Source organism: Streptomyces sp. TSRI0281, assembly GCF_001905125.1.
Classification (GTDB): Bacteria; Actinomycetota; Actinomycetes; order Streptomycetales; family Streptomycetaceae; genus Streptomyces.
The window spans coordinates 141,917-165,287 of the sequence record NZ_LWLE01000009.1 but is presented as its reverse complement, the minus strand read 5'-3'; the positions used below and the strand labels follow the sequence as shown (position 1 = coordinate 165,287).

The 23,371-nt window shown below is 69.4% G+C and carries 19 protein-coding genes and 2 pseudogenes; 10 read left to right on the top strand and 11 right to left on the bottom strand.

All coding sequences use genetic code 11. The features are described from left to right. Positions 1-50: 50 nt before the first annotated feature. Complete coding sequence (locus A6A29_RS16390) at positions 51-908, bottom strand: YwqG family protein (RefSeq protein WP_079182790.1); 858 nt, start codon at positions 906-908, stop codon at positions 51-53. A 538-nt stretch (positions 909-1,446) separates the two neighbouring features. Here A6A29_RS16390 and A6A29_RS16380 point away from each other — a divergent pair. Further along, positions 1,447-2,568: an IS630 family transposase gene (locus A6A29_RS16380; protein ID WP_073720825.1), complete on the top strand. Its 1,122-nt coding sequence runs from the start codon at positions 1,447-1,449 to the stop codon at positions 2,566-2,568. Between the two features lie 7 nt (positions 2,569-2,575). Here the strand turns inward: A6A29_RS16380 and A6A29_RS16375 are convergent, their stop codons facing one another. Together A6A29_RS16375 and A6A29_RS16370 are read right to left on the bottom strand one after the other, a co-directional pair. Continuing rightward, positions 2,576-3,001 carry a contact-dependent growth inhibition system immunity protein gene (locus tag A6A29_RS16375; protein ID WP_241838514.1) on the bottom strand — a complete coding sequence of 142 codons (426 nt, stop codon included), beginning with the start codon at positions 2,999-3,001 and terminating at the stop codon, positions 2,576-2,578. A gap of 246 nt (positions 3,002-3,247) precedes the next feature. After that, a complete protein-coding gene (locus A6A29_RS16370; protein WP_073720806.1) occupies positions 3,248-4,381 on the bottom strand; it encodes a hypothetical protein in 1,134 nt (377 codons plus the stop codon). A 653-nt stretch (positions 4,382-5,034) separates the two neighbouring features. Here A6A29_RS16370 and A6A29_RS16365 point away from each other — a divergent pair. Next, a complete protein-coding gene (locus A6A29_RS16365) occupies positions 5,035-7,533 on the top strand; it encodes an ATP-dependent Clp protease ATP-binding subunit (protein WP_073720805.1) in 2,499 nt (832 codons plus the stop codon). Between the two features lie 93 nt (positions 7,534-7,626). On the opposite strand, the gene A6A29_RS16360 is transcribed toward A6A29_RS16365, so the two are convergent. The 4 genes from A6A29_RS16360 to A6A29_RS16345 all read right to left on the bottom strand — a co-directional run bounded on the left by A6A29_RS16360 (position 7,627) and on the right by A6A29_RS16345 (position 13,641). Further along, positions 7,627-9,087, bottom strand: a complete 1,461-nt coding sequence (locus A6A29_RS16360) for an oxygenase MpaB family protein (protein WP_073720804.1) — start codon at positions 9,085-9,087, stop codon at positions 7,627-7,629. Further along, positions 9,084-9,782 (bottom strand): polyprenyl diphosphate synthase, encoded by a 699-nt coding sequence (gene uppS / locus A6A29_RS16355; RefSeq protein ID WP_274535807.1) that lies wholly within the window; start codon positions 9,780-9,782, stop codon positions 9,084-9,086. The genes A6A29_RS16360 and uppS overlap by 4 nt, the downstream gene beginning before the upstream one ends. Positions 9,783-10,965: 1,183 nt before the next feature. After that, positions 10,966-11,913 (bottom strand): isopenicillin N synthase family dioxygenase, encoded by a 948-nt coding sequence (locus A6A29_RS16350; protein ID WP_073720802.1) that lies wholly within the window; start codon positions 11,911-11,913, stop codon positions 10,966-10,968. Positions 11,914-12,093: 180 nt separating this feature from the next. After that, complete coding sequence (locus A6A29_RS16345) at positions 12,094-13,641, bottom strand: MFS transporter (protein ID WP_073720801.1); 1,548 nt, start codon at positions 13,639-13,641, stop codon at positions 12,094-12,096. A 119-nt stretch (positions 13,642-13,760) separates the two neighbouring features. Between A6A29_RS16345 and A6A29_RS16340 the strand changes: the two genes are divergently transcribed. From A6A29_RS16340 to A6A29_RS16325, 4 genes and pseudogenes are all read left to right on the top strand, one after another. Continuing rightward, on the top strand, positions 13,761-14,720 hold the full coding sequence (locus A6A29_RS16340; RefSeq protein WP_107468232.1) for an Lrp/AsnC family transcriptional regulator: 960 nt from the start codon (positions 13,761-13,763) through the stop codon (positions 14,718-14,720). A 407-nt stretch (positions 14,721-15,127) separates the two neighbouring features. Continuing rightward, positions 15,128-15,370, top strand: a complete 243-nt coding sequence (locus A6A29_RS16335) for a hypothetical protein (protein WP_073720800.1) — start codon at positions 15,128-15,130, stop codon at positions 15,368-15,370. A 79-nt stretch (positions 15,371-15,449) separates the two neighbouring features. Then, a complete protein-coding gene (locus tag A6A29_RS16330) occupies positions 15,450-15,704 on the top strand; it encodes a hypothetical protein (RefSeq protein ID WP_073720799.1) in 255 nt (84 codons plus the stop codon). 15 nt (positions 15,705-15,719) lie between these two features. Next, positions 15,720-15,905, top strand: a pseudogene (locus A6A29_RS16325) (GNAT family N-acetyltransferase); the annotation flags it as partial. Here the strand turns inward: A6A29_RS16325 and A6A29_RS16320 are convergent. From A6A29_RS16320 to A6A29_RS46580, 4 genes and pseudogenes are all read right to left on the bottom strand, one after another. Next, a pseudogene (locus tag A6A29_RS16320) lies at positions 15,890-16,280 on the bottom strand (HoxN/HupN/NixA family nickel/cobalt transporter); the annotation flags it as partial. The pseudogenes A6A29_RS16325 and A6A29_RS16320 sit on opposite strands and share 16 nt — an antisense overlap. A gap of 54 nt (positions 16,281-16,334) precedes the next feature. After that, on the bottom strand, positions 16,335-16,649 hold the full coding sequence (locus tag A6A29_RS16315) for a hypothetical protein (protein ID WP_241838513.1): 315 nt from the start codon (positions 16,647-16,649) through the stop codon (positions 16,335-16,337). Then, positions 16,646-17,293 (bottom strand): phosphotransferase family protein, encoded by a 648-nt coding sequence (locus A6A29_RS16310; RefSeq protein ID WP_241838512.1) that lies wholly within the window; start codon positions 17,291-17,293, stop codon positions 16,646-16,648. Before A6A29_RS16310 ends, A6A29_RS16315 begins: the two co-directional genes overlap by 4 nt. A 25-nt stretch (positions 17,294-17,318) precedes the next feature. Next, positions 17,319-17,633, bottom strand: a complete 315-nt coding sequence (locus A6A29_RS46580; RefSeq protein ID WP_241838511.1) for a hypothetical protein — start codon at positions 17,631-17,633, stop codon at positions 17,319-17,321. 174 nt (positions 17,634-17,807) lie between these two features. On the opposite strand from A6A29_RS46580, the gene A6A29_RS16305 reads away from it, so the two are divergent. The 4 genes from A6A29_RS16305 (at position 17,808) to A6A29_RS16290 (ending at position 23,318) form a co-directional block, all read left to right on the top strand. Further along, positions 17,808-19,004 carry an MFS transporter gene (locus tag A6A29_RS16305; RefSeq protein WP_073720798.1) on the top strand — a complete coding sequence of 399 codons (1,197 nt, stop codon included), beginning with the start codon at positions 17,808-17,810 and terminating at the stop codon, positions 19,002-19,004. A gap of 912 nt (positions 19,005-19,916) precedes the next feature. After that, positions 19,917-20,639: a hypothetical protein gene (locus A6A29_RS44765; protein WP_143196993.1), complete on the top strand. Its 723-nt coding sequence runs from the start codon at positions 19,917-19,919 to the stop codon at positions 20,637-20,639. A gap of 530 nt (positions 20,640-21,169) precedes the next feature. Continuing rightward, on the top strand, positions 21,170-22,801 hold the full coding sequence (locus A6A29_RS16295; protein ID WP_241838510.1) for a flavin-containing monooxygenase: 1,632 nt from the start codon (positions 21,170-21,172) through the stop codon (positions 22,799-22,801). Positions 22,802-22,865: 64 nt separating this feature from the next. Beyond that, positions 22,866-23,318 (top strand): hypothetical protein, encoded by a 453-nt coding sequence (locus A6A29_RS16290; RefSeq protein ID WP_073720796.1) that lies wholly within the window; start codon positions 22,866-22,868, stop codon positions 23,316-23,318. Positions 23,319-23,371 lie beyond the last annotated feature (53 nt).

Here is a 23,371-nt window from a genome sequence, read left to right as displayed (position 1 = left end):
CAGCCCAACGACCAACCTGGCCACCAGTCACACCAAACGCCGTTGCAGTACTAGCACTGCACGGTCAGCCGGGCCTGGCCGAAGCGGTGCGCGGCGAGGTCTTCGGGGCGGATGAGCCAGTAAAGGGTGCCCACGTCGCCCCACTCCATCTCCGTGTCGCTGTCGCTGTCGAACTGGGCCAGCAGTACCCATCGTTCGGCTTCCTGGTCGTGGGACTGGTCGCCCCACGAGTGCGTGCTGCCGAGCGCCCCATGTGCGATCTCGTACTCCACCGGGCCCTGGACGGGTACGGCGTGGCCGCCGATCTGGTGGCCGATGCGGGTGCGCAGGCGGCCGAAGGCACGGAGGAACGGCTTGAGCTCGGCCGAGGTTTCACGGGGGTGGTCCGGCCGGTCCCGGCCTTCGCCGAGCAGAGCTTTCCTGGTCTGTGGCAGCCACAGGTCGGGGGCGCTCTGCTCCATTTCGGCGGTGAGGCCCACACGGGGGAACGGTTCCAGGTCCGGGGGTGCGGGTGTCGGGAAGACCGGGGTGTTCTCCGGGACGTACAGCACCTGGGCCCCGACCCAGGTGTCGGGGTCGTCAGCGGAAACAAAAGCGCCGGCGTCGGTCCGGCCGTCGAAGTAGAAGAAGAGGAGGGTTCCGTCCTGTGGGAACTGCTCGGCAAGCCCCTCGCGTGGCAACTCGTTGCACCGCACTGAAGCGATGAAGGACAGTGGCCCGTGCCCTGGCCACCCGGGCCAGCCGATCCCTGCCGGAAGCTGCGGGTTCCCACCGAGGGTGGCCACGGCCTGCTCGCCGCCCACGGCCCGACGAAGGCGTACACACGGGCGCAGGAGCGCTGTCCAGCGCTGGGCGAAATCGCCGGGAAGGTGCTCGGCGGCAAGCCGTGAGTATCGCTCGTCAGTCATGAAGGCCACTATCCCCGGCACCGCTGACACTGCGGACATCAACCTCCTGTGAAGAAAAGCCGCCTCCGCCTCTTCTCCGCCTCCGCTAACGACGCTTCGCGGAGCAGTGGAACCCGGCGCCCACCCGACACGACAGTCGAGTCATCCCACCTGCCCAACTCGCCGGTCTGCTCGACCAGCACACCCTCGCCGACCGGCAAGAGGAATCCACCGCCTCGTCGCCACCTGATCAACCTGCGGAGGACTTCCTGAGCCGACCACTTGGCCAAGCTGAGAGCCGCCAGGATGCCGTGGTACAGCGCGCCGCCGTCCGCGGTCGACTGTGTAGTGGCCCGGAGGGCCACTGCCCGGTTCTGGTGGGCGCCGTGCCGACGAAGTCCCAGTGCCAGGTCATGGCGGCGTCCTGGAACGGGGACCGACACCCACCGGGACCGGCGTTCAGCTCAGCTAGTGCTCTGACCGGGAAGGTTCGCCGGGTGGGTGGTCGTAGCGGTTGGATGTGCGCTGGCGTCCGTTGATCTGACTGCTGGGGGTTGTGGTGGCTGAGCCTGTCCGTGTGCGCAGGTTGACCGACCAAGAGGGGCGAAAGCTGCAGCAGATCGTGCGCCGGGGCAGCACCAGTTCGGTGCGCTTCCGGCGGGCGATGATGCTGCTGGCCTCGGCCGGCGGGAACCGGGTCCCGGTGATCGCCCAGTTGGTGCATGCCGACGAGGACACCGTCCGCGACGCGATCCACCGGTTCAACGAGATCGGCCTGGCCTGTTTGGACCCTCAGTGGGCGGGAGGCCGTCCCCGCCTGCTCAGTCCTGACGACGAGGGCTTCGTCGTCCAGACGGCCACCACCCGCCCGACCAGGCTCGGCCAGCCCTTCACCCGCTGGTCCATCCGCAAACTCGCCGTCTACCTGCGGAAAGTCCATGGCCGCGTGATCCGGATCGGCCGCGAGGCATTACGGTGCCTGCTCGTCCGCCGCGGCATTACCTTCCAGCGCACCAAGACCTGGAAGGAGTCCACCGACCCCCAGCGCGATGCCAAGCTGGACCGCATTGAGCGCGTCCTGGAGCACTTCCCCGACCGGGTCTTCGCGTTCGACGAGTTCGGACCACTCGGCATCCGCCCCACCGGAGGCTCGTGTTGGGCGGAGCAGGGCCGGCCCGACCGGGTGCCCGCGACCTATCACCGCACTCACGGCGTCACCTACTTCCACGGCTGCTACTCGATCGGCGACGACACCCTGTGGGGCGTGAACCGGCGCCACAAGGGAGCGACGCACTCGCTGTCCGCGCTGAAGTCGATCCGCGCCGCTCGACCTGACGGTGCACCCATCTACGTGATCATGGACAACCTGTCCGCCCACCAAGGGGCAAAGATCCGCGCCTGGGCGGCGAAGAACCGCGTCGAACTGTGCTTCACGCCGACCAACGCGTCCTGGGCCAACCCGATCGAGGCCCATTTCGGACCGCTGAGGCAGTTCACGCTCGCCAACTCGAACCACCCCAACCACACCGTTCAGACCCGCGCGCTCCATCGCTACCTGCGCTGGCGCAACGCCAACGCCCGCCACCCCGACGTCCTGGCCGCCCACCGCCGCGAGCGCGCACGTATCCGCAGCGAGAAGGGCCTTCGTTGGGGCGGACGCTCCATCTCCGACGCCGCGTGATCCGTGCTCAGGCCTCGAAGTCGCTGCCGTCAGCCGCATGCAGGGCGAGGAACCGCGAGGCTTCCTGCCGCACGAGCGATGGCGGGTCGGCCAGCTCCGAGACGATCAGACAAAGATCTCGTACGAGCTCCGGTGACCCGCTCCATACCTCCGGTTGCCGGGTCAGTACCGCACTGAGCAGGTCCCCCTCATACAGGTCGCCCTCCGCCAGCGGGTGCTTCCGCAATACTTCGAGCGCCAGCGGCAGCACGTGGACAAGGCCGACATCCTGCCGGATAAGCATACGCAGGTCCTCGACCGTCAGCGCAACGAGCGGTTTACGACGAAGCGCGTGCATCGTCGCAACAAGGCGGGTCGCCTCACCTGACGGAGTCGGCCAACGATCATGTTCGAGCTCCTCAAGCGAGCGGTCACGGCTGATCTGTCGATTCACCCATCAATGGTCCCATGCCGAAGATCGACATCACCGTCCGAGGCCAAAGGCTAGTGCGGCCACCAACCCGGTGAACGTATGCGGTCACAGCACTAGGCGCACGGATCGATCATCCTCGGGCCCGGGTCCCAGCGGGATACCGGTGTGCTCCACTCCCTCGGCCCGTGGTGCCGGGGGAGTGGAGGAGACTGGTGCGCCGGAATCGGTCGGGAGGTGAGGCCTGACAGGGCCCGCGGCGGTGTGGCGTCAGAACGCCGAGGTGTACGCGGTGAAGAAGGGGGCCTTCACCGGAGTTCCGCCGGGGCCGAAGCAGTTGACGTAGAGCTGGGCGGTACCGCCGGTCCTGGTCCATGGCCTGTACAGGCCGCAGTAACCGGGGCCACTCCCGTAGGCGGTGGCATGAGCGGTGTCCGAAGCGACGGCCACCGACGGCAGAGTGACGGCGAAGGGCGCTCCCGAGCCGCCGAGTGTGTTGGTGGCGCCGCTGGAGTTGTAGTTGGTCAGCGTGGGCAGCGAGCCGTTGTACCAGAGGTAGCCGAACGACTTCGGTGGGAAGGCCGGTCCGTGGACCGCCCGCAGATAGGAGTAGCTCAGGGTCCACTTGGCGTCGTACGGAGCGTCGGACGCGTCGTAGCAGGTGACCACGGCGGTCTGTCCGGTGGAGCCCGGCGCCCATTCGGACACCTTGCAGTGTGCCCCCTGTTTCGGATCGACCGCGGTGACCTGGAAGTTCCCCGCGTGGCTGGACAGTCCGAGACCGGGCAGCCATGCCTTCCAGATGCCGGTCGAGCCCTTGCTCACCGCGTTCGTGGCCCCGGTGGAGTTGTACTGGGTGAGAACCGTGCCGCTGCTGTCGGCGTACACATAGCCGTACGAGCCGGTCGGTGGGGTGGCAGTGCCGCTGCTGCTGGTGTAGAGGACGGTGAAGGTGGAGTTGTCGGGTGCGCCGCTGGGCAGATAGCAGTTCACGTAGACATCTTCACCGGATCCCGAGGGCCGCCAGTCGGCGATCTGGCACCAGTGAGCGGAGGTGTTGACCGCGGTGGCGTGGGCGATCCCGCCCCTGCCGCCGATCTGCGGGAAGTGGACCACGTACGAGCCGAGGCCGAGTTGATCGACCTTGACGGGGTTGGCGGCCGGAGAGGCCCAGCTGCCCCACTGGCGGGAGGGGTCGGGTACGTACCCGGCGGGCGGTGTCGCGTTGTCCAGATAGGCGATTCCCCATCGGTCGGGGACGGTGGCCGGGCCGGCGACGGGCGCGGCGGCGGGGGCGGCGCCGGCTGTGGGCAGGGCTGCGGCCAGGAGCGCGGCCAACATGCCCATGACGAGCAGAACGGCCCGGACGGGTCTGTTCGACAGCGCTGGGTTACGGGTGTGCATAGGTGTCCCCCCTGTGGGTGAGGTCGGTACTGCCTGTGCGGTCCGGTGAGCTGTGCGGAAGTCCGGCGTACGTAGTTCCGGGACGAGCCGCCCTGGCTGTGCTGGGGGCGGCCTTGGAGAGCTGCGCAGGCACGCGTCGCCCGGTGTCTTCCGACGGGGTGCGGTCACATGCTTGGAGCCCGGCGCTCACAGTTCCAGAAGAATCGCCCTCTGTGGCGTTCTTCACCAGCCGTTCCGATATCCGCGACACCTGTCCCAGAGGCCCCGGGGCCCGCTCCACCACCACAGCACGCGGTGCGTGCCGGGCGCTTCGACCGTTCCCCTGTGACCTGTCGTCACATCCCGTCCCGTCTGCCCTATGTCTTCCCCCGAGCAACAGCGCGGCACATGGCCGGAACACGTCTCCACGCCCAGCCCGGACCGCCGTTCAGTGGGTTGCCGCGGCCGACACCGACCTCTCCTCGCTTGCCGGGACGTGGTGACGTCCTGCCCGGCCTCGTACGTCCGCGGTGTCGGTGCCGCCGGTGCGCGGATTTCCGCGCGACCGCGCGGGTGGCCGCACGGCCGTAGTCGACCGGCGCCTCACTCCGTTTGAGGGGCGGTCGGCAGCGGGCTTGAGTGGAGGGTGCCCCGTACGCGTCCCTGGAGCCGGCATGTCGATGGCGTTCGGTTCACCCTTCGGTTCGTCCGATCCTTTCAGCGACGTGCCCAATCGGTTCTTCGGCATGTCACCGGCGTCGTCGCCCCCGGCCGTGCAGCGTGTGCCGATCGGCCGTCTCCTGACGGAGTCGTCGCACGAGCTCCTCAACCTCGCCACCCGCAAGGCCGCCGATGACGGCACCTCCGGCCTCGACACCGAGCACCTGCTGTGGGCCGCGACCCGGGTCGAACCCGCGCGGGGGCTGCTCGCCCAGGCCGGCGTGGACCCCGAGGCGCTCGCGGCCCAGCTCGACGAGGAGCTGCCCCGGGAGTCCGGTGAGCCGTCCGCCGAGCCCGGTCTTACCCCGGCGGCAAAGCGCACCCTCGCTGCCTATGGCCGCTCGCAGGAGGCGGGCGTGTCATGCATCGGCCCCGAGCACATCCTCGCCGCCCTTCTCGACGGCGTCGACTCCGGAGCGAGCCGCCTCCTCGGCGCCGACGACACCGACGTGCAGAAACTGCGCGGCCTCACCGAACGCGCCGCGCACTCCGCCGACGGCAGCCCCGCCGCCGGGAACCAGCAGAAGCAGCCCGCCACCACCCTCGACGAATTCGGCAGGGACCTGACCGAGGAAGCGAAAGCGGGCAGGCTCGACCCGGTGGTCGGCCGGGCCGAGGAGATCGAGCAGACCGTCGAGATCCTCTCGCGTCGCTCGAAGAACAACCCGGTGCTCATCGGTGAGCCCGGCGTCGGGAAGACCGCCATCGTGGAGGGTCTGGCGCAGCGCATCGTGGCGGACGAGGTGCCCGACACGCTGAAGGGCAAGAGGGCCGTCTCCCTCGACCTGTCCGGCATGGTCGCCGGCGCTCAGTACCGAGGGCAGTTCGAGGAGCGGCTGAAGAAGGTCATCGAGGACGTCCAGGCGGCACCGGGCGACATCATTCTCTTCATCGACGAACTGCACACCGTCGTCGGCGCCGGTGCGACGGGCGAGGGCTCGATGGACACGGGCAACGTGCTCAAGCCCGCCCTCGCGCGCGGTGAGCTGCACGTCGTGGGCGCGACGACGATCGATGAGTACCGCAGGCACATCGAGAAGGACGCCGCACTGGAGCGGCGCTTTCAGCCTGTCCTGATCCCGGAGCCGACGGTCGAGGAGACGGTGCGGATCCTCGAAGGTCTGCGTGACGTGTACGAGGCCCATCACCAGGTCCGGTTCGCCGACGGGGCGCTGACGGCGGCGGCCGAACTCTCCGATCGGTACATCAGCGACCGGTTCCTGCCCGACAAGGCCATCGATGTGATGGACCAGACCGGTGCCCGGGTACGTCTGCGGAGCGCCGTCCGTTCCACCGAGGTCGTCAGCCGTGAGGACGCTCTGGCGAAGCTGCGGCGTGAGAAGGACCAGGCCGTGGAAGGCGAGGAGTTCGAGCGGGCCTCGGAACTGAAGCGGCAGATGGCCGAGTTGGAGGGCGAGCTCGCGGGAGTCGAGGAACGCCGTGAGGGTGTCGTCTCGGTCACCGCCTTCGACATCGCCGACATTGTTTCCCGCCGCACCGGCATCCCGGTCTCCCAGCTCACCGCCGACGAGAAGGAGCGGCTGCTCAAGCTCGAAGAGGAGATGCATGCCAGGGTCGTCGGGCAGGACGAGGCGGTGACCGCGGTCTCCGAGGCGGTGCGCCGCAGCCGCGCGGGCATGGGGGATCCGAACCGGCCGGACGGCTCGTGCCTCTTCCTCGGACCCACAGGGGTGGGCAAGACCGAACTCGCCAAGACCCTCGCCGGCCTGCTGTTCGGCGACGAGGACCGCATGATCCGGTTCGACATGAGCGAGTTCCAGGAGAAGCACACGGTCGCCCGGCTCGTCGGTGCGCCCCCCGGGTACGTCGGCTACGAGGAGGTGGGGCAGCTCACCGAGAAGGTGCGGCGCAACCCGTACAGCGTGGTCCTGTTCGACGCGGTCGAGAAGGCGCACTCCGACGTCTTCGACACGCTGCTCCAGATCCTCGACGACGGCCGGCTCACCGACGGACAGGGCCGCACGGTCGACTTCCGGCACTGCGTGATCATCATGACCTCGAACATCGGCGCCCATCGCATCCTCGCTCATGAGGGCGACGCGGCCGAGCTCAAGGACGAACTGATGGGCGATCTGCGCGGCCGGTTCCTGCCCGAGTTCCTCAACCGCATCGACGACATCATCGTCTTCCACAGCCTCACCGAGAAGGACCTGGAGGAGATCGTCGAACACCTCCTGGACCGCGGCAAGCACCGCGTCCACGCACAGGGCCTGCGACTGGAAGTCACCGAGGCGGCGAAGAAGCTGCTGGTCGCGCACGGCTACCAGCCGGAGTTCGGCGCCCGCCCACTGCGCCGCACGAGCCAGACGGAACGCGACAACCGGATCGCCTCACTCCTCCTCGGCGGCGACGCCGAGCCCGGAGACACGATCATCGCCGACGTGATCGACGACTCGCTCCACTGCACCGTCAGCAGCGGAGCCGGGAGCTGACGCACCCGAACGCCGGTACCCCGGCCCGGCGCGGATTGCAGGTCCAGCCCTGCCCCGTGTACGGACCGCTGTGGAGCGGATCCCCGCGGTTCGTCAGGCATCGGCGAGGAGGGGGTCGTACGGGGTACCCGAGCGGCGGCCCGCCATGAAGGAGAGGAAGTCGCCCACGAAGGCGCTCCGGCCGTAGGCGCCGTCGCTGGTGAGGTCGCGGTGGAAGGCGGTGCGGAAGAGGGTTCGGTACTCGTCCGCGTCGATGCTCCCGTTGCCGTCCTTGTCGGTGGCGTCGAAGAGGACCTCGGCAACCCGGATGAGCGCGGGTCCGGCGAGGGAGGGGACGGCGGTGGCGTACTCCGCGGCGCTGACGCGGCCGTCGCCGTCCGTGTCGAGGGCGGCCTGGAGCTCGCGCCACCAGGCGGCGAAGGCGTCGTAGAGCCGGGTCTCCTCGGGTTCGTCCAGGTCGAGGCGAGTGGAGAGTTCGCGTGCCATGGCGGCGAGGTCGGGCCAGTCGAGGTGGCCGTCGCCGGTCTGGTCAAGCACGCGGCGGAAGAACTCCTCCGCCGAGCGTCGGTTCTCCTCTGTGCCCGCCGAAGGCGCCGGGTCGGGGTTGGCGTCGCCACTCAGTGGGGTGAGGAGGCGAAGCAGGGCCGATGCCCGCTTCATGCGGGCACGCAGGGCGGTTACGGTGCGGGCGCGGGGGTCGTCGCTGTCGGGCGAGAGCGAGAGGGCTTCGATGATGCTCTCGGCGTTGATCCAGCCCTCGGGCAGGAATCGGGTGAGTCCGGCGGCGAAGTAGGCGCCCTGCATGAGGGTGGAGGCGCCGGGCATCTCGGGCAGGCCGGCCCGGCGCCGGTAGGGCTCGGGCAGCGAGGCGACGGTGATCGCGCCGAGGAGTGGACCGGCGACAGCGCGGCCGGCCGCCCACAGTGTCGGCGCGCCGTCGAGCAGCGCGGGGGCGGGCAGGTGGTCGAAGAGCCGGTAGAGGATGACGCGGGCCGCCTCGGTGTTCTCCAGCTCGTTCTCGACGACCCGGTCGAAGTATCGCCAGAAGTCGTTCAGGTCCTCGGGGAGTTCTGCGGCGTCGCCGTCGAGCGCGGCGAGGAACGCGCGGTACTCGGCGTACATCCGCTCCATCGTGTCCTGGTCGAGCGGCTGGCCGCTCAGCCGGCACATGGTGACGGCGCTCTCGAAGAGGGTGGCGACCACCCAGGCGCGGGTCGCACGGTCCATCGCGTCGTACGCGCGGCCGCGGGAGTCGGAGCCGCTCATGCGCGTGTGCAGCCGATTGAGCCGTGCGGCCTCCCGTTCGCGTACGGCTGGGTCGGTGCCGAACATGCGCCGCATGCTGAGGAAGGTGTTGCGCAGTCGGCGCCAGGGGTGGGCGACGAAGGTGGAGTTGTCGACGAGGGCGGCGCCGATCTGCGGGTGAGCGGCCTCCAGCACGGTGGCGCGGATTATGGCCAGGGCCCAGCGCGGGTCGTCGAAGAAGGCGCCGAACTGCGATTTCGGGCCGAACAGGGGTGCTTCGTCGGCCATACCCGTGGTTTCGGTGGTCATGATGGCTCTCCGTTCGTATGGGCGGGTACGCCGCCGAAGCGGCGGTCGCGGCGCCGGTAGGTGTGCAGGCAGGCGAGGAAGTCGGGAGCCCGGAAGTCCGGCCAGAGAACCTCGGGGAAGACCCACTCGGCGTAGGCGACCTGCCAGAGCATGAAGTTGGAGATGCGCTGCTCACCGGAGGTGCGGATGACCAGATCCACATCGGGGGTGTCGGGGAAAGGCAGATGGTCCGCGAAGAGCCGCTCGGTCACGTCGTCGGCGGGTGTCCCACTGCGGATCAGCGACCTTGCGGCCTCCACGATGTCCCGGCGCCCGCCGTGGTCGAAGGCGACGGTCAGCGTCATCCCCCGGTTCTCGGCGGTCAGCACAGCCAAGTCATCGAAGTCCTGGGCCAGTTCACGAGGGATGCGGGGATCAGCGACCCCGAGGAAACGGCAGCGGATACCGCGCGCGAGCAGCAGCGGCGCATGCTTGCGTACAACCCGGCGCACCAGGCGCATCAGGAATTCGACCTCGGTACCAGGGCGGTTCCAGTTCTCGGTGGAGAAGGCGTACAGACTGAGCCACTCCACGCCGGCGGAGCGGGCCGCCTCGATGACGTCGATCACGGCGGTCTCCGCGGCCCGGTGACCAGCCGTGCGGGGAAGCGAACGCCGCTGCGCCCAACGGCCGTTGCCGTCCATCACGCAGGCCACGTGCCGCGGCCCCGCAGGCGCCGCCCCCTCGTTCCGTCGCTGCCCGTCGGGTCCGCCACCGCGCTGTCGCCCGCCCGGCCGGTCCTCCGTCACCGCGCGTGCTCGCGGAACGTCGTGGTCCGTCACACCCACCCTGCCTCGCCGCTCCCGCCTCGCCCACGCCCCACCGGCGCGTTGCCTTCCGGGAGTCTGGCAGCGCGAAAGGGCTCTGATCGGCCGAACGAGTGGCCGTCACCCTTGTCTCGTACGTTCGAATCTGTCGGAGTGTTGGAGCGGCGAACTCGCGCACAGGTCCTTTCAAAGCCCCACTCGATGAGCGGGTTGGAGCGTGATCGCATCCAGGCGTCCGCGAACTCGCACGCTTCGCGCAGGCCGGGGGCGGTGGTGGCTGTTCGTGTTGAAGGTCCGTACGCGCCGCCAGGCCGCCCACCGCGCCGATCTCTGCGCCCCACCAGTAGCACCATCACCTGGGACACCACCGACCCCACCACCGTCGACCCCGACGAACTGCTCCCCCGTCTCGCGATGCTGCCCCGGGGCATCGCCCACTGGCAGGCCACCGTCCGCCGGCCCGCAAGTGCTCGCGCTGCGGCCCGATTCGGTTGTGCAGGTGCTGGGTTGAGCCTCTGAAGTGCACTGCTTGAGCATCCGGGGCACAGCGCGTTACCGTCCGGGCGCCGAAACGGAAGACATGCCGGCCGCGCACCGCTCCGGATACTCGGAACGGCACGTCGCCGCCTCCCTGTCGACGGCAGAGACACCGCAATGCTCTCCTGGGTGGAACTGGTTGGAGGAGGGGGAAAGCACGCCTCCGATCGAGGCCGGCCCAGGACTGGCCGCCTCGGACACGGACGCCGAGATGTTCCTTGTGCCGCCCCACCCGAAGACGGGAGAACTCTGGAGCCCGGCCCGCCCAGGCGCGTCAACACACGATCCGGTACCCGGCCTCGCGGTGTCGGCGACACGGCCGGGCCAGTACGAGCCGTCGAACTCCACCACCACAGTCCCGTCTCCCCCTCCCGACGGGAACAGCGTGTCGAGCCGGAATTGGGCCTCTGCGGTGCGAAGCGGGTATTGCTGCTCCCGCCCGTCAGGTGGGTGAGGGTGTCCATTCCGGGCGAACGGGAGCCCTGGCCGTCCGGTGATTTCCCACCGGGATCGCCGGCCGAGGGGCGGTCGAACGTCAGCCGAGGATGGCTTGCATTTTGTCGTGGAGGTAGTCCCCAGCACGTACAGGGCTGTAGGGCCTGAGGCCGAGGGGGGCCGGCAGCGAAGTGATGCGGGTGTGGGGTGCGCAGGCGTGAAAGTACACCAGTGAGGTGAGTTCTTCCTGCGGGGCCTCGGGGGGCGGCGGCAGAACGCGGTGGCGGCCGGAGCGCCAGCGGTCTCCGCTCCAGCGGGCCATGAGGTCACCGATGTTGAGCGTGTAGGCGCTGGGCTCGTAGGGGGCGTCCTGCCAGCCGGATTCATCGTCGTAGATCTGAAGGCCGCCCTTGCCGGGCTGCCGGTTCAGGAGGGTGATGAGGCCGAAGTCGGTGTGCGGACCGACGCGGAACTGGCCGGGTGCAGCGGCACCGGTTTCGTGGGCTGCCGGATACCAGTTGATGGTGAAGTCCCAGTGCGGGCGGGTGGTATGGCGGGTGAAGAGGTCGGTCGGCTGACGCAGGGCAGTCGCCATGACTTCGAGGAGTGTGTCGGCGAGGGTGCGCATCCGGTCGGTGTACGCAGTAACGAGCGGGCGCATGGTGGGGACTTCGTCGGGCCAGTCGCGAGGTATCCGGTGTGCGTTGCCGGGCCGTACGGAGGAATCGACGGCGCATGACCAGACCTCCAGCAGATCCGGCGGGGTGTGGGTGCCTTCGGACCGGGCGGTGGTCACCCGTTCCCGGCCGATCCAGCCACGTCGGTTCTGGTCGTAGTGCCGCTTGGCCGCCTGGGGCATATGAAAGAAGTCGTGTGCCGCGGCGCGTACATGGCCAGGCAGATCAGGTTCGATGCCGTGTCCGGTCACCAGGAGGAAGCCGGTGGACTGCAGGGAGATGTCGACCTGGGCTGCGAGCCGCTCCTGGTCCGCGCTGTGATTCGATGTCCAGCGGCTGAGGTCGATGACGGGAATCGGGGTGGTGGCCATTGTCGGGTCCCTCTCTGAGGTTGCTGTTGGGGCCGGGATACGAGCAAGGCGGACAGGGCCGGGATATGAGCGAGGCTGAAGACGGCCAGTGAGAATGCGGCGGTCTCGGCGTGACACAGGACGTGTCCGCTGAGTGCGTCGTGCCTCAGATCGCCCGGCTCGGCACGGTGGCCGCCGGGATCATTCGATCGCGGCTGTGGACGGTTGGGCGTCAGGGCTGTTTTGGCCTGCGGCTGTTGGTGGGCGTTCTTCCCGGGGCTGTCGGGACAGCCACAGCACGAGAGCGGCTCCGGCCAGGGCCACGGCACCGGCCGCGAGCGCGAGGGTGTTGTGCCCGGTGGCGAACACGCCATGGAGTGTGTGCTCCAGAGAGGCGCGCCGCGTAGCCGGGGCGTGGGCCAGGAGACTGTCGGCACCGCCACCGGAGAGGGTCTGCGCGGTGACGACGGGATCGGCGACCTTGCCGCGGAGGGACGTGGTCATGGTGGAGACGGCCAGGGCGCCGAAGCCGGCCACTCCGAAGGCGTAGCCGAGCTGTTCGAAGGTGCTGTAGGTGCCGCTGGCCGTACCCGCGTGCTCGGCCGGAACGGAGCTCAGCGCGAGAGTTGCCGCGACCTGGAAGATCAGCCCCATGCCGACCCCGCTCAGGGCCAGGCCCCCCACCAGGACGGGCCAGCCCGACCCGGGTCCCAGGAAGCCCTGGGCGCCGACCCCCAGACCGGCGAGAGCGAGCCCGAGGGCAGCGCCCGAACCGGGGGAGGGCTTGCGTCTGCGGAGTCCGCTCAGCACCGCTACCGATGCGGCAGCCGCCGCGTGCGGCAGCAGGACCAGACCGGCGGCAAGAGGGGACAGGTGCTGCACGGACTGCAGCCACAGCGAGGTGTAGGGCATGATTCCGTAGACGGTGCCCTCGCCAACCGCGATCGTGAGCATGGCAGCGGTGAACGCGGGCCGGCGGAACAGCGACAGGTCCAGCAGCGGGTGCCGGCAGCGCTGTTGCACTCGTAGGAAGGCGACGAATGCGCCCAGTGCTGCTCCCAGCGGCACCAGTGCCCCTGTCGACAGCCACCCTTGGACGTGCGCCTCGGTCAGTGCGTAGACGGATCCGCCTGCACCGATCGCGAACAGTACGACGCCGGGAACGTCCAGGCGCCGTGAGGTGTCCCGCACCGGTGGTGGAGTGCGGGGGATGCATCGGAAGGTCATGGCCAGGGCGATCACGGTGACCGGGACGTTCACGTAGAAGATCCACCGCCAGTCCAAGGTCTGGGTGAGCAGGCCTCCCAGGATCGGTCCCAGGGCGGAAGCGCCGGCGGCCACGGCTGCCCAGGTGCCGAAGGCCAGGGCCAGGCGGCGACCCGAGTACAGGGTACTGATCAGGGACAGCGTGGTCGTGAACATCGCCGCAGCACCCAGTCCCTGCACGATGCGGGCGGCAATCAGTACGGCCATGTTCGGCGACAGCCCACAGGCCACCGATGCCAGGGCGAAGACGACCAGTCCGCCCGCGTACATCCGCCGCCGCCCGTGAAGGTCTGCCAGCCTCCCGGCGCCCAGCAGGGCAGCCGCCACCGCGAGCGCGTAGCCGTCGGCGACCCATTGCAGTTGGGACAGTGACGAGCCCAGCGACTCCGACATGGCGGGCAACGCCACCAGCACGATCGTGACATCGACGAGCAACATGAACGTGCCCAGGCAGACGGCTGCCAACGGCCCCCAGATACGCATTGGTTCCCACTTCCCACACCGGATGGACAACGACCCGGTCACCATCCAGGCTCTTCCCGCTCCGGCCCAAGCCGTACGCTTGAAAGCGGGATCATCCGGCGAAGGAATGAGGTATACCGGTGGATCACGGCACCATGGACGATCTCGACCAGCACCTGCTCCGGGCCCTTCAGCTCGACGGCCGCACTCCTTTCAGCCGCATCGCACGAGACCTCGGTGTCTCCGAACGCACCATTGCCCGCCGATACCAACGGCTGCGCACCCTCGGCCTGCGCATCATCGGACTGCCCGTCTCCTCCCGGCTGGGTCTGACCCGGTGGCTGCTGCGCCTGCACTGCACTCCGGACGCCGCCGGAACCATCGCCGAAGCCCTCGCCCGCCGCCCGGACACCAGCTGGGTCACCCTCGCGTCCGGCGGGACCGAGCTCTACTGCGCGTTCAACGCCCGTACGGTTGAGGAACGCAACGTACTGCTGCTGGAGAAGCTCCCCCGTACCCCGCAGGTGCTCTCCGTCAGCGCTCACTGCATGATGCGGATGTTCGTCGGTGCGACCAGCACCTGGTACGCCACCCGGTTCGAGCCGCAGGGAACTGCAGCCACGGTGGATTCCGGCTCATCCACCACCGACCCGCTCAGCTTGGACGCAACCGACCGTATTCTGTTCACCGAGCTGGCCCGGGACGGCCGTGCGACGCTGCCCGAACTCGCCGCGGCCTCCGGCCGCTCCCCGTCCAGCGTCCAGCGCCACCTCGACCGCCTCCGCGTCGAGGGTGCCCTGAATCTGTCCGTCGACTTCGATCCGCAGCTCCTCGGCTACCACATGGCCACCCGGATCTGGCTGAACGTCACCCCCGCGCACCTGCGCATCGTGGGGGAAGCCCTCGCCACCCACTCGCAGATCGCTTTCGCCGCAGCCGTCACCGGCACTTCCAACCTGGTCGCCAGCGGCATCTTCCGCGACCCGTCCGACCTGTACGACTACATCGACCAGCGCATCAGCCTGCTCCCCGGCATCCAGAGCATCGAAACCGCCCCCACTCTGCGGGAAGTCAAGCGCCTTGTTCCCGCCGTACGGTGATACGGGTCCGTGTGAGGGATCACGCTGGATGCCCCGTGCGCTGCGTCCAGAACCGCGCCCGCGTCGTTCGCGCACGCTACGAACGCCTGGACCGCATGGAGACCGGGCCGGTCACCGGGGCCGTTTGACCTGTCCCGCTCGGTGAGCGACTGGGCACCCGATCCGATGGGCCGGGCCTGATGTGAACCTCCTCACCGCCGGTGACGAGCATGGTGACGTATGGGGACGCGCCGGGGTCCCACTGACCTGCACGATGGTGTCCGCCCGAACCGCCCTGCTGCCGGAGACGATGCTCTGCGCCCATACCCACAGGCTGCGTACGAGTACTGGTGGCGCCCATTTGGGGCTCGGGCGGAGCGCCCCGAATCGGGTCGCGCCCGAAATCGAACAAGTGCTCTAATTGGAGTATGACCTTCCCCTTCCCCGACGACCTGGTCCGGGCCCAGCGCGCGTGGCTCGCCACCTACCGGCAGCTCGCCGTGTCCCGCCCCCGTCACACGACCGCCCTGCGCCGCCGCCTCCTGGACCTGTCCTCCCGGATCCAGTGGCATCCGTTCTGGTCCACCCCGCCCGGCCGGACCCCGGCCGCCCGGGTTGAGCTGCGGCGACTCGCTCACCGCCAGGAGCACCGCGAACGGAGAGCCGCATGAACCGTCGGCCGGATCCGCCCAAGGCCCAGCCGACGCCGCAGCAGGTATACGAGCCGACAGAGAGCGGAGCGGCGTAGCCATGTCCGGCGGCATGTCCGACCTCGACAAGTACCGGACCTTGGAGCAGTGGCTGAGTGGCAGCTGCGGCAGGTCCGCAACCGGATCCGAGGGGCTGGAGGTCAAGGACCAGCAGGAGGCGCGGCAGCGTGCGGAGCAGTCGTGGAGGATCCAGCCGCAGCGGGCCGGGATGACCGCGATGCCGCACTGCGGCAGGGTTGGCGTTTGTCCGTTGGCCGCAGCGGTTCTTGTCTACGGATCGAGCCGACGGGCGTGAGATAGGTTGCCCGCCATGACTGACCTCAGACCCGTCGTCCGGCCACCTGTCCCGATCAGGACCGAGCGGCTTGTGCTCCGCGAGTCCGAGGCCCAAGACCGCGCGTCGTTCATCGAGTTGTTCGCCTCGCCGGAGGTGGGCACCTATACCGGTGGGCCTCGACCGCGTGATGAGCTCGGGCGCGCGGTGCCTATCCAGCCGGTGATGTTGTGGAACTGGGAGTCGTTGTTCTCGACGGGGCCGGCGAGGGCCTTGATCCCGAGGGAGAGCAGGCAGGACGGCGAGGGCGAAGACGATGCTGGAGTGGCTCAGGGAGAACCAGAAGCCGACCGACAGGGGGCGCCTGGCCCTCGTGCATGAGTTTGCGGTGGTGTTGTCGATGGCGGCGATGTGGTCGGCGTCGAAGGCGTGGCGCATGCCCAGGGTGTAGGCGGTGATACCGATCCCGACGCCGAAGGTCTTCTCACCCAGGCTGTAGTGCTCGGGCGTGACGATCGCGACGAGCATGAACCAGCCGATGCGACGACACCAACTGACAGTGGACGATGGGTGCCTGTGGGGTCCTGGTTGCCCCAATCCCACTGGGGGACGGGCCTGCCCGGGACCGGCTGGTGTCAGGGGACGTCGCCGTCAGAGTGTTGCCCGCTGCGCGGGCGGCGGCCTGCCGGTCCCCGGCGCCCAGGGCGCGGGAGATGAGGGAGGCCCCGCCCGCGCCGACGGTGGGGACACCGCGCCGAGCAACAGCAGCAGGGGGGCGACCAGGTTGACCGCGGCCATCGCGGTCTCGCCCACGCCGTAGCCGACGAACCAGGCGTTCGTCAGTGCGTAGATGCCGTACACGCCGACGGCGCCCGTGGTCTGGATGCAGGCGCGCCGCAGCAGGCGGCCCACCGGCTCGGCGCCGAGGCGGGTGGTGCGGTCGGGGGCAGTGGGTGTGGAGGTCACCGGCGGCTGCGGCCGAGCAGGGACATGGCCTCGTCGATCCGGAGGCGGGCCCAGTCGTACTGCTTGGTGTCGGTGTGTCCGCGGTACACGGTTTCGATCGCCATGACCAGCACCAGGTAGAGGCAGTAAAGGCGTCGGCGCACCTGCTGGGTTCCGGTCAGCTCGCCGTGGCCGTAGCCGCGTATGAAGGGTGCCGCGACGCCGAAGGCAGCCATCTGGCTTCCGGTGAACCCGGCTTCGATCAGCGGGTCGCCGTAGAAGGCGCGTTCATGGTCGATGATGCAGACGATCTCGCCGTCGCGGACCATGACGTTGCTGTCCCACAGATCCCACTCGACCAGTCGCGGCTCGGTCACTTCGTCGAGGCTGTCGGCGTGTTCGGCCACGGTCGCGCGGACGACGTCGTCGTCCCAGCCGAGGCCGACGCCCCGGCGTTCACCGTTGACGAGTACGTCCTCGACCATGCCCGTGAACACACGCCTCCAGCTCGGGTCGCCCGGCCCGGCCGGCGGACCGAAGTTCTCGCCGCGAAGGAAGTTGATCTCACGGTTCAGCGCGCCGAGTTGTTCCCTGTACGCCTCGCGTTCGGCGCGGGGGAGCGTGTCGACGATGATGCCGAGGTTATCGGCTTTGATGAACGGCATGAAGAAGTAGTCGGCGTCGCACAGTTCACGGCTCCGGTCCGGCGAAGTCCATGGTGGGAACCGGAACGGACGTACGCGTGCGCAGAAGCTCCAGTGTGGCCAGCTCGATCGACATGGCACCGTTCTCGTAGGCCATCACCTCCACCTCCGACGGCGGGGCGATCTTCAGGACAACCTCGGCGCCGTCGCGCAGGCGGATGCGGCAGGCGACGTTGAACCATCCGTGTCCCAGCTCGCTGATCCAGCCCTCGCCTGTCGGAACCCTGTCGGCACCGTAGGCACGCTCGATCATGAGGCGCAGGGCGGCGGTCGACTGCCTGTTCTTGGTGATGCTTTCCACGTGCTGATCTCTCCTCGGCTGTGTGCTGGTGGCGTCGCGGACAGACGCTGCGCCCGTGTGCCGGCCCTTTCCGGGCGGTCCCGGCGCGGCTGTCGATCAAATACTTACCACTCGGTCGGAATTTACCGCCGGGGGGAGTGTACGTTCGTACTTTCTGGGGTTAAGGTCGTCCGTATGACCGTTGACATCGAGGCACGGCGCCTCCGCGCCGGGCGGCACGCACGGGCCGCAGTAGCCGTCCTGTTCTTCACGAACGGGGCACTGTTCGCCAACCTCCTGCCGAGGTATCCGCAGATCAAGGAAGATCTGGCGATCAGCAACGGCGCCTACGGGCTGGCGGTCGCCGCGTTCCCGGCGGGGGCCATCACGGCGGGCCTCGCGGCAGGGGTACTCATCCGCCGCGTGGGCTCGGCGCAGGTCGCGGTCGTCGGGACCCTGCTGACGGGTACGGGCATCCTGGCCGCCGGTCTTGCCCCGTCGGTGGCGCTGTTCGCGGCCGCCCTGTTCCTGGCCGGAGCCATGGACGCACTCACGGACGTCGCGCAGAACGCGCACGGTCTTCGGGTGCAGCGGCTCTACGGGCGGTCCATTCTCAACTCCTTCCACGCGATCTGGTCCATCGGCGCTGTCACCGGAGGGCTGATGGCCGCCGGAGCAATGTCGCTGGGCCTGTCGCGCGGCGTACACCTCGCGCTCTCAGCGATCGTCCTCGCTGTCGCCGCCGTGGCCGCATGGCGCTTCTGCCTCCCCGGCCCGGACAACGAACCGGAAGAGACCGGCCCGGAACAGCGGAACGCCGAGAGGGGAAACGGCACCTCGCATGTCGGGTACGTGCTGGCGGCCCTCGTCCTGATCGCCATAGCCGGCACTCTCGTCGAGGATGCAGGAAACTCCTGGGCCGCCCTGTACCTGACCGACGCCCTGCACACTTCCGCAGCACTCGCTGCCTGGGGCTTCATCGCCCTGGTGGGCGCCCAGTTCATCGGGCGCATCATCGGGGACCGCCTCGTGGACCGCTTCGGCCGGCGCGCTGTGGCCCGGGCCGGCGGCCTGATCACCGCGGTCGGCATGGGGCTGGCACTGGCGGTGCCGACGCTGCCCGGCACCATCCTGGGCTTCGCCCTGGCCGGATTCGGGGTGGCGACCCTGGTACCCGCGGCGATGCACGAAGCCGACGCTCTGCCCGGCCTCAAACCCGGTTCAGGTCTGACGATCGTCTCCTGGCTCATGCGCCTGGGCTTCCTGCTGTCCCCACCGGTCGTCGGCTACGTCGCCGACGCGACCAGCCTGCGCACAGGTCTGCTGGTGATCCCCTTTGCCGGGCTGCTGGTGCTGCTGCTCGCCAAGGTCCTGCAAGACCGCCGCAGTTGAACTCAACAACCGCGAGCTCCTCGGGTACCGGCACGGTGTGTGCTTCGACGTCCGCGGTGCGCAGCTGCCGGACGACCGAACCACGGAGCGGTGAACCGGGCTGCCCGCTGCGTACCGGTGTACCCGCCGAGCGACGACGGGCAACCGTACGCCCCTTGGCGCCCTCGCCGTCACCCCTGGGCCTTTACGCACTGCTGGACCCTCACTCTGTCGTCGCAGCCCCCGGGAAACCGATGGGCGCCGGTCCTCACACGCGCCCGTCACGCGCGCGGACCGAGCCCACCCGCGGGGAGGCACCCCGGACGGTGAGGATACGCAGTCGTGCCCCACGCAGCCGGTGGGATATGGCGGCTCGGATGACGGTCTTCTACTGCGCGAGGTGCGGCGCCGAACCCTGCTCCGCTCACACACCCGGGCCGCCCCGGAGAGCGTGCTGTTCGGCACGATCCACCCGGTGGAACGAGTGGCCGTCCGGTCTCGCACCTCTGGAGGACACCTGACCCATCGTCGGCTGCGGGGCCTGGCGGAAGGGGGACCGTCCGCGGAGTCGGCGCACCGGCCGAAGCGGCGGTCGAGGACTTGACCCCTGGACGTGCTCAAGGCGGCCCTGGGCGAGCCCGCCGGCGCCGGGCAGGCCCGGGGCCGCCTTCCGTGTGTACGAGCACGACGACAGGGGGGAAGACCCCCAGCCTCGGACCGTGACCATGGTGTTCCGGTGAGTGGGTTCCGCGGCCCGTGCGATCGCGACCTCGAACCCTGCGGATCGTCCGGCGGAAGCCCGGCTGCGCCGGACACGGCGGCATCAACCTCAGCCGCCCACCTGGGAGGTGCTTCCAGCGCGCCAACGGAGTCAAGGGGGATTCAGGGTCAGGCCAGGCGCCCTCGTCGTCGAGTGCCCGGTTCGCAGCTTGGGTGAACGCGCGGGTGGCGAGCTGGCCGGAAACCCGCGTGTGCGCGGCCGTGGCCAGTCCGGCCGACCTCGCTCTCATCGTCAATCTGCGCTCTTTCGAGCAACGTGAGGAAGCGCTGATCCGGATCTCCATGAAGAGCCCCGGCGTCGCCGTCACCGAACGACGGCTGGTGCTGCGGCAGGTGAAGGTCTACGGCCGCCTGATGGACGAGAGCGGCTGGTGCGTCGAGGTGATCCCGCCCGATCCACGGGCAGCAGACCCCGGGCAACGGCCGGCTGACTCCGTTGGAACCTGCTGCGTGTACGCGTACGGAACGGGGCCGGCCTCCTCCGAGTGCCGGAAACCGGCCGGTACATCAGCCCGTGCAACCCTCGATCCGTCCGTTCGGGGTGGGGCCCGCATCGTGAACGTCATCCGCCCGGACCGGTCCCGCGCCCGGCCGACGTACGGGAATGGCGGCCGTGAGCTCCTCGGGAGTCACCGCGAGAGCCTGGGCGAGGTTGGCCGTAAGTGCGGCGTCCAGGCCGTCGGACACTGCGAAAGCGGCGATGATGTGGATCGAGCTCCGGGTGTCGGCGGACTCGGTGTCGTGTCCGGCCCGTCGGCAGCGATGCAACAGCCAGCGAGCGAAGCTGTTGTGGGCAGGCTCGTCGTGGTCGGGCACGAGGCGGTTCCCTTCTTTTCCGGTCACCTGAGGGCCGCGCGCGAGCAGTTGGTTCCCTGAACGGCCGACCCTGGAGCGGCGCTTGCGAACGGGCCCGAGACAGCGGCGGATCAGCGACGGCCGATGGCTGACGAGCGATTGGTGAAGGGGCTCGTCCCGGCCGGTCCGGCACGGAGGTAAGGACTTCGGTCTGCGCCCGCTCGGCTGTGGCGTACGCGCGGACCGCGCCGACGGTGTGCGGGGCAACCGCATCGTGACGGCCCCATGGACGACCACGACCGTCGCGTACGTCGAGGCGTGGCTTCCCGGCCGACCGGAAAGCTCCTGGGCCGCTTTGGCCTGGGCCGATGTCGCGTGTCCTGCCCGGCTCCCGCACCGGAGCTGTCCCTGGGCCGAGCCAGGGGCCGGCGCCCACGCCCACCACGGCCTCGGTCGCTTAGGGCAGCTCGGCCGCCACTCGCGCCCCCACCGCCGATCCCTCCGGGTCTGGCGGATGGCGGGTTCCTCATTCACTTTTCCTCTCTCATTGGTTACGATCGAATAATATACGATCGGTTTGAGATCGAGCAAAATGTTGATGGAGGAGGATCATGACCAACCCACAGCGCCCGGACACGGCTCCGCGCGGACCGGGGGCCGTGCCGCAGGCTCACGGCCCCGTGCAGGGGGATGCGATGAGCGGACGCCACGTATCCGTGGTCATCGTCGGCGCGGGATTCTCGGGGCTCGGTACGGCCATTCGGCTGCTGCGGGAGGGCCACCGGGATGTGCTGATACTGGAGCGGGCCGACGAGGTCGGCGGCGCATGGCGGGACAACACCTATCCCGGGTGCGCCTGCGACGTTCCCTCGCGCCTGTACTCGTTCTCCTTCGCGCCCAATCCCGCGTGGAGTCGGCGCTTCGCCCCGCGTGAGGAGATCGGGCAGTACCTCAGGCGCTGCGTCGACGAGTACGACCTGACGCCGAATCTGCGGCTCGGCTGCGAACTGCAACGCGCTGCCTGGGATTCCGGGCGGCAGCGCTGGGACCTGCGGACCAGCACGGGTCCGCTCACCGCCGGGCTGCTGGTACTGGCTCAAGGCCCGCTGTCGGAACCGGCCGTTCCTTCGTTGCCCGGGCTCGACCGCTTCACCGGCGAGGCGTTCCACTCCGCCAGGTGGAGACACGGCCTTGATCTGAGCACCAAGCGGGTGGGAGTGATCGGGACCGGCGCGAGCGCCATCCAGTTCGTCCCTCACCTGCAGCGCACGGCACGGCAGGTGACGGTCTTTCAGCGCACTCCGCCCTGGATCGCGCCGAGGCGCGACCGGGCCGTCCCGCGGTGGCAGCAACGTCTCTTCCGGCTGGCACCGCCGGTGCAGCGACTGGCTCGCGGCTGGGAGTACGCGGCCCGGGAAGCGACGCTGCCGGCTCTGCTCGGCAACCGCACCATGGCCGCACTCGGCCAACGCGAGGCACTTGGCCACCTGCACCGTCAGGTCGCGGACCTGGGCATGAGGGCCAAACTGACCCCGGACTACGAACTGGGCTGCAAGAGGGTCCTGCTGTCCGACGACTACTACCCGGCCTTGGGCCGGCCCAACGTCGACGTGGTCGCTGATCCGATCACGAGCATCGGGCCCGATGCGGTGCTCACCGCGCCCACCGGCGCGGCGCGGGACGGAGATGCCATCGCCGAGCACCCGGTGGACGTGCTGATCTACGGAACCGGATTCCGCGTTACCGACGCCACGTACGCGCAGCAGGTCATCGGCGCCGACGGACGGTCCCTGAGCGAGGTCTGGGGAGGCAGCCCGCAGGCCCACCTCGGCACCACGGTCGCAGGATTCCCCAATCTCTTCCTGATGGCAGGTCCCAACACCGGCGTGGGCCACACGAGCCTCATCTACATGATCGAGTCGCAGATCGACTACCTGCTCAGCTGCCTGCGGCTGATGCGCAGCCGGGGCCTGGCCGCCGTGGAAGTTCGCGCCGAGGCCCAGTACGCCTTCAACGCGGAGCTGCAGAGCCGGATGGAACCCACCGTCTGGGCCGCCGGCGGCTGCGTCGGCTGGTACCAGGACCGTACCGGTCGTATCACGTCCATCTGGCCCGAACCGACATGGCGATTCCGTCGTCGCACGCGAGTCTTCGACCCGCGGCAGTACGTGCTGACGGCGAAGGGTGCCGCCCCGCCGCGTCCGCAGCCGTCAGGCCGGGCCGCACGGAACCCAGAAGGGTGAGTCCGGGATCGTGACGCGTCCTCGTGCCCGCAGCTGCCGGAGGGCCCCGCTCAGGGAGTTGATCGTGCCCGCCGCGCTGAGCCGTACTCCGGCCACCCGCCTCTTCGCTGCCGAAGCGCTGAGCGCAGTCCTGTTCTCGGTGCCCATGCTGCTGTTCACCACGCCCAGTCACCCCAGAGTGCCCGACTGGTTCCAGTTACTGGGGCTCGGCCTTCTGCTCACGATGATAGGCGCCACCGTGCACACGTGGCGGCGGACCATCGCCGACGAGCTGATACCCGCCGGGCGAACGGGCCCGGCGGCCGGGGGCTCCTGCGGGCGTCTGCGTGAACAGCTCGTCGCGGAGCGCCGGTTGCGCCGGCTGCTGATCCTCTATCCAGCCGTGCTGGTGCTGCTGCTGCCAGTCCCCGATACCTGGGTGACCTTCTGGTTCTGGTCCACGCTGCTGGCGGCCGTGGCCGGGCTGGTCTCGCTCGGCCTGCTGCTGTGCGCCCCCGGCCGTCGCGGGCGCGCATGATCGACTCCGGTGGCAGGGGCCCGGACATGCCGGCGGTGTACGCGCCGGGGCGG

What these genes read in the sequence shown, in the direction of transcription:
- A6A29_RS16335 (WP_073720800.1), top strand. Translation starts at nt 15,128, where the DNA reads ATGACCTTCCCCTTCCCCGACGACCTGGTCCGGGCCCAGCGCGCGTGG.
- A6A29_RS16360 (WP_073720804.1), bottom strand. Translation starts at nt 9,087, where the DNA reads ATGACCACCGAAACCACGGGTATGGCCGACGAAGCACCCCTGTTCGGC.
- A6A29_RS16295 (WP_241838510.1), top strand. Translation starts at nt 21,170, where the DNA reads ATGACCAACCCACAGCGCCCGGACACGGCTCCGCGCGGACCGGGGGCC.
- A6A29_RS16305 (WP_073720798.1), top strand. Translation starts at nt 17,808, where the DNA reads ATGACCGTTGACATCGAGGCACGGCGCCTCCGCGCCGGGCGGCACGCA.
- A6A29_RS16365 (WP_073720805.1), top strand. Translation starts at nt 5,035, where the DNA reads ATGTCGATGGCGTTCGGTTCACCCTTCGGTTCGTCCGATCCTTTCAGC.
- A6A29_RS16350 (WP_073720802.1), bottom strand. Translation starts at nt 11,913, where the DNA reads ATGGCCACCACCCCGATTCCCGTCATCGACCTCAGCCGCTGGACATCG.
- A6A29_RS16330 (WP_073720799.1), top strand. Translation starts at nt 15,450, where the DNA reads ATGTCCGGCGGCATGTCCGACCTCGACAAGTACCGGACCTTGGAGCAG.
- A6A29_RS16390 (WP_079182790.1), bottom strand. Translation starts at nt 908, where the DNA reads ATGACTGACGAGCGATACTCACGGCTTGCCGCCGAGCACCTTCCCGGC.
- A6A29_RS16310 (WP_241838512.1), bottom strand. Translation starts at nt 17,293, where the DNA reads ATGCCGTTCATCAAAGCCGATAACCTCGGCATCATCGTCGACACGCTC.
- A6A29_RS16345 (WP_073720801.1), bottom strand. Translation starts at nt 13,641, where the DNA reads ATGCGTATCTGGGGGCCGTTGGCAGCCGTCTGCCTGGGCACGTTCATG.
- A6A29_RS16370 (WP_073720806.1), bottom strand. Translation starts at nt 4,381, where the DNA reads ATGCACACCCGTAACCCAGCGCTGTCGAACAGACCCGTCCGGGCCGTT.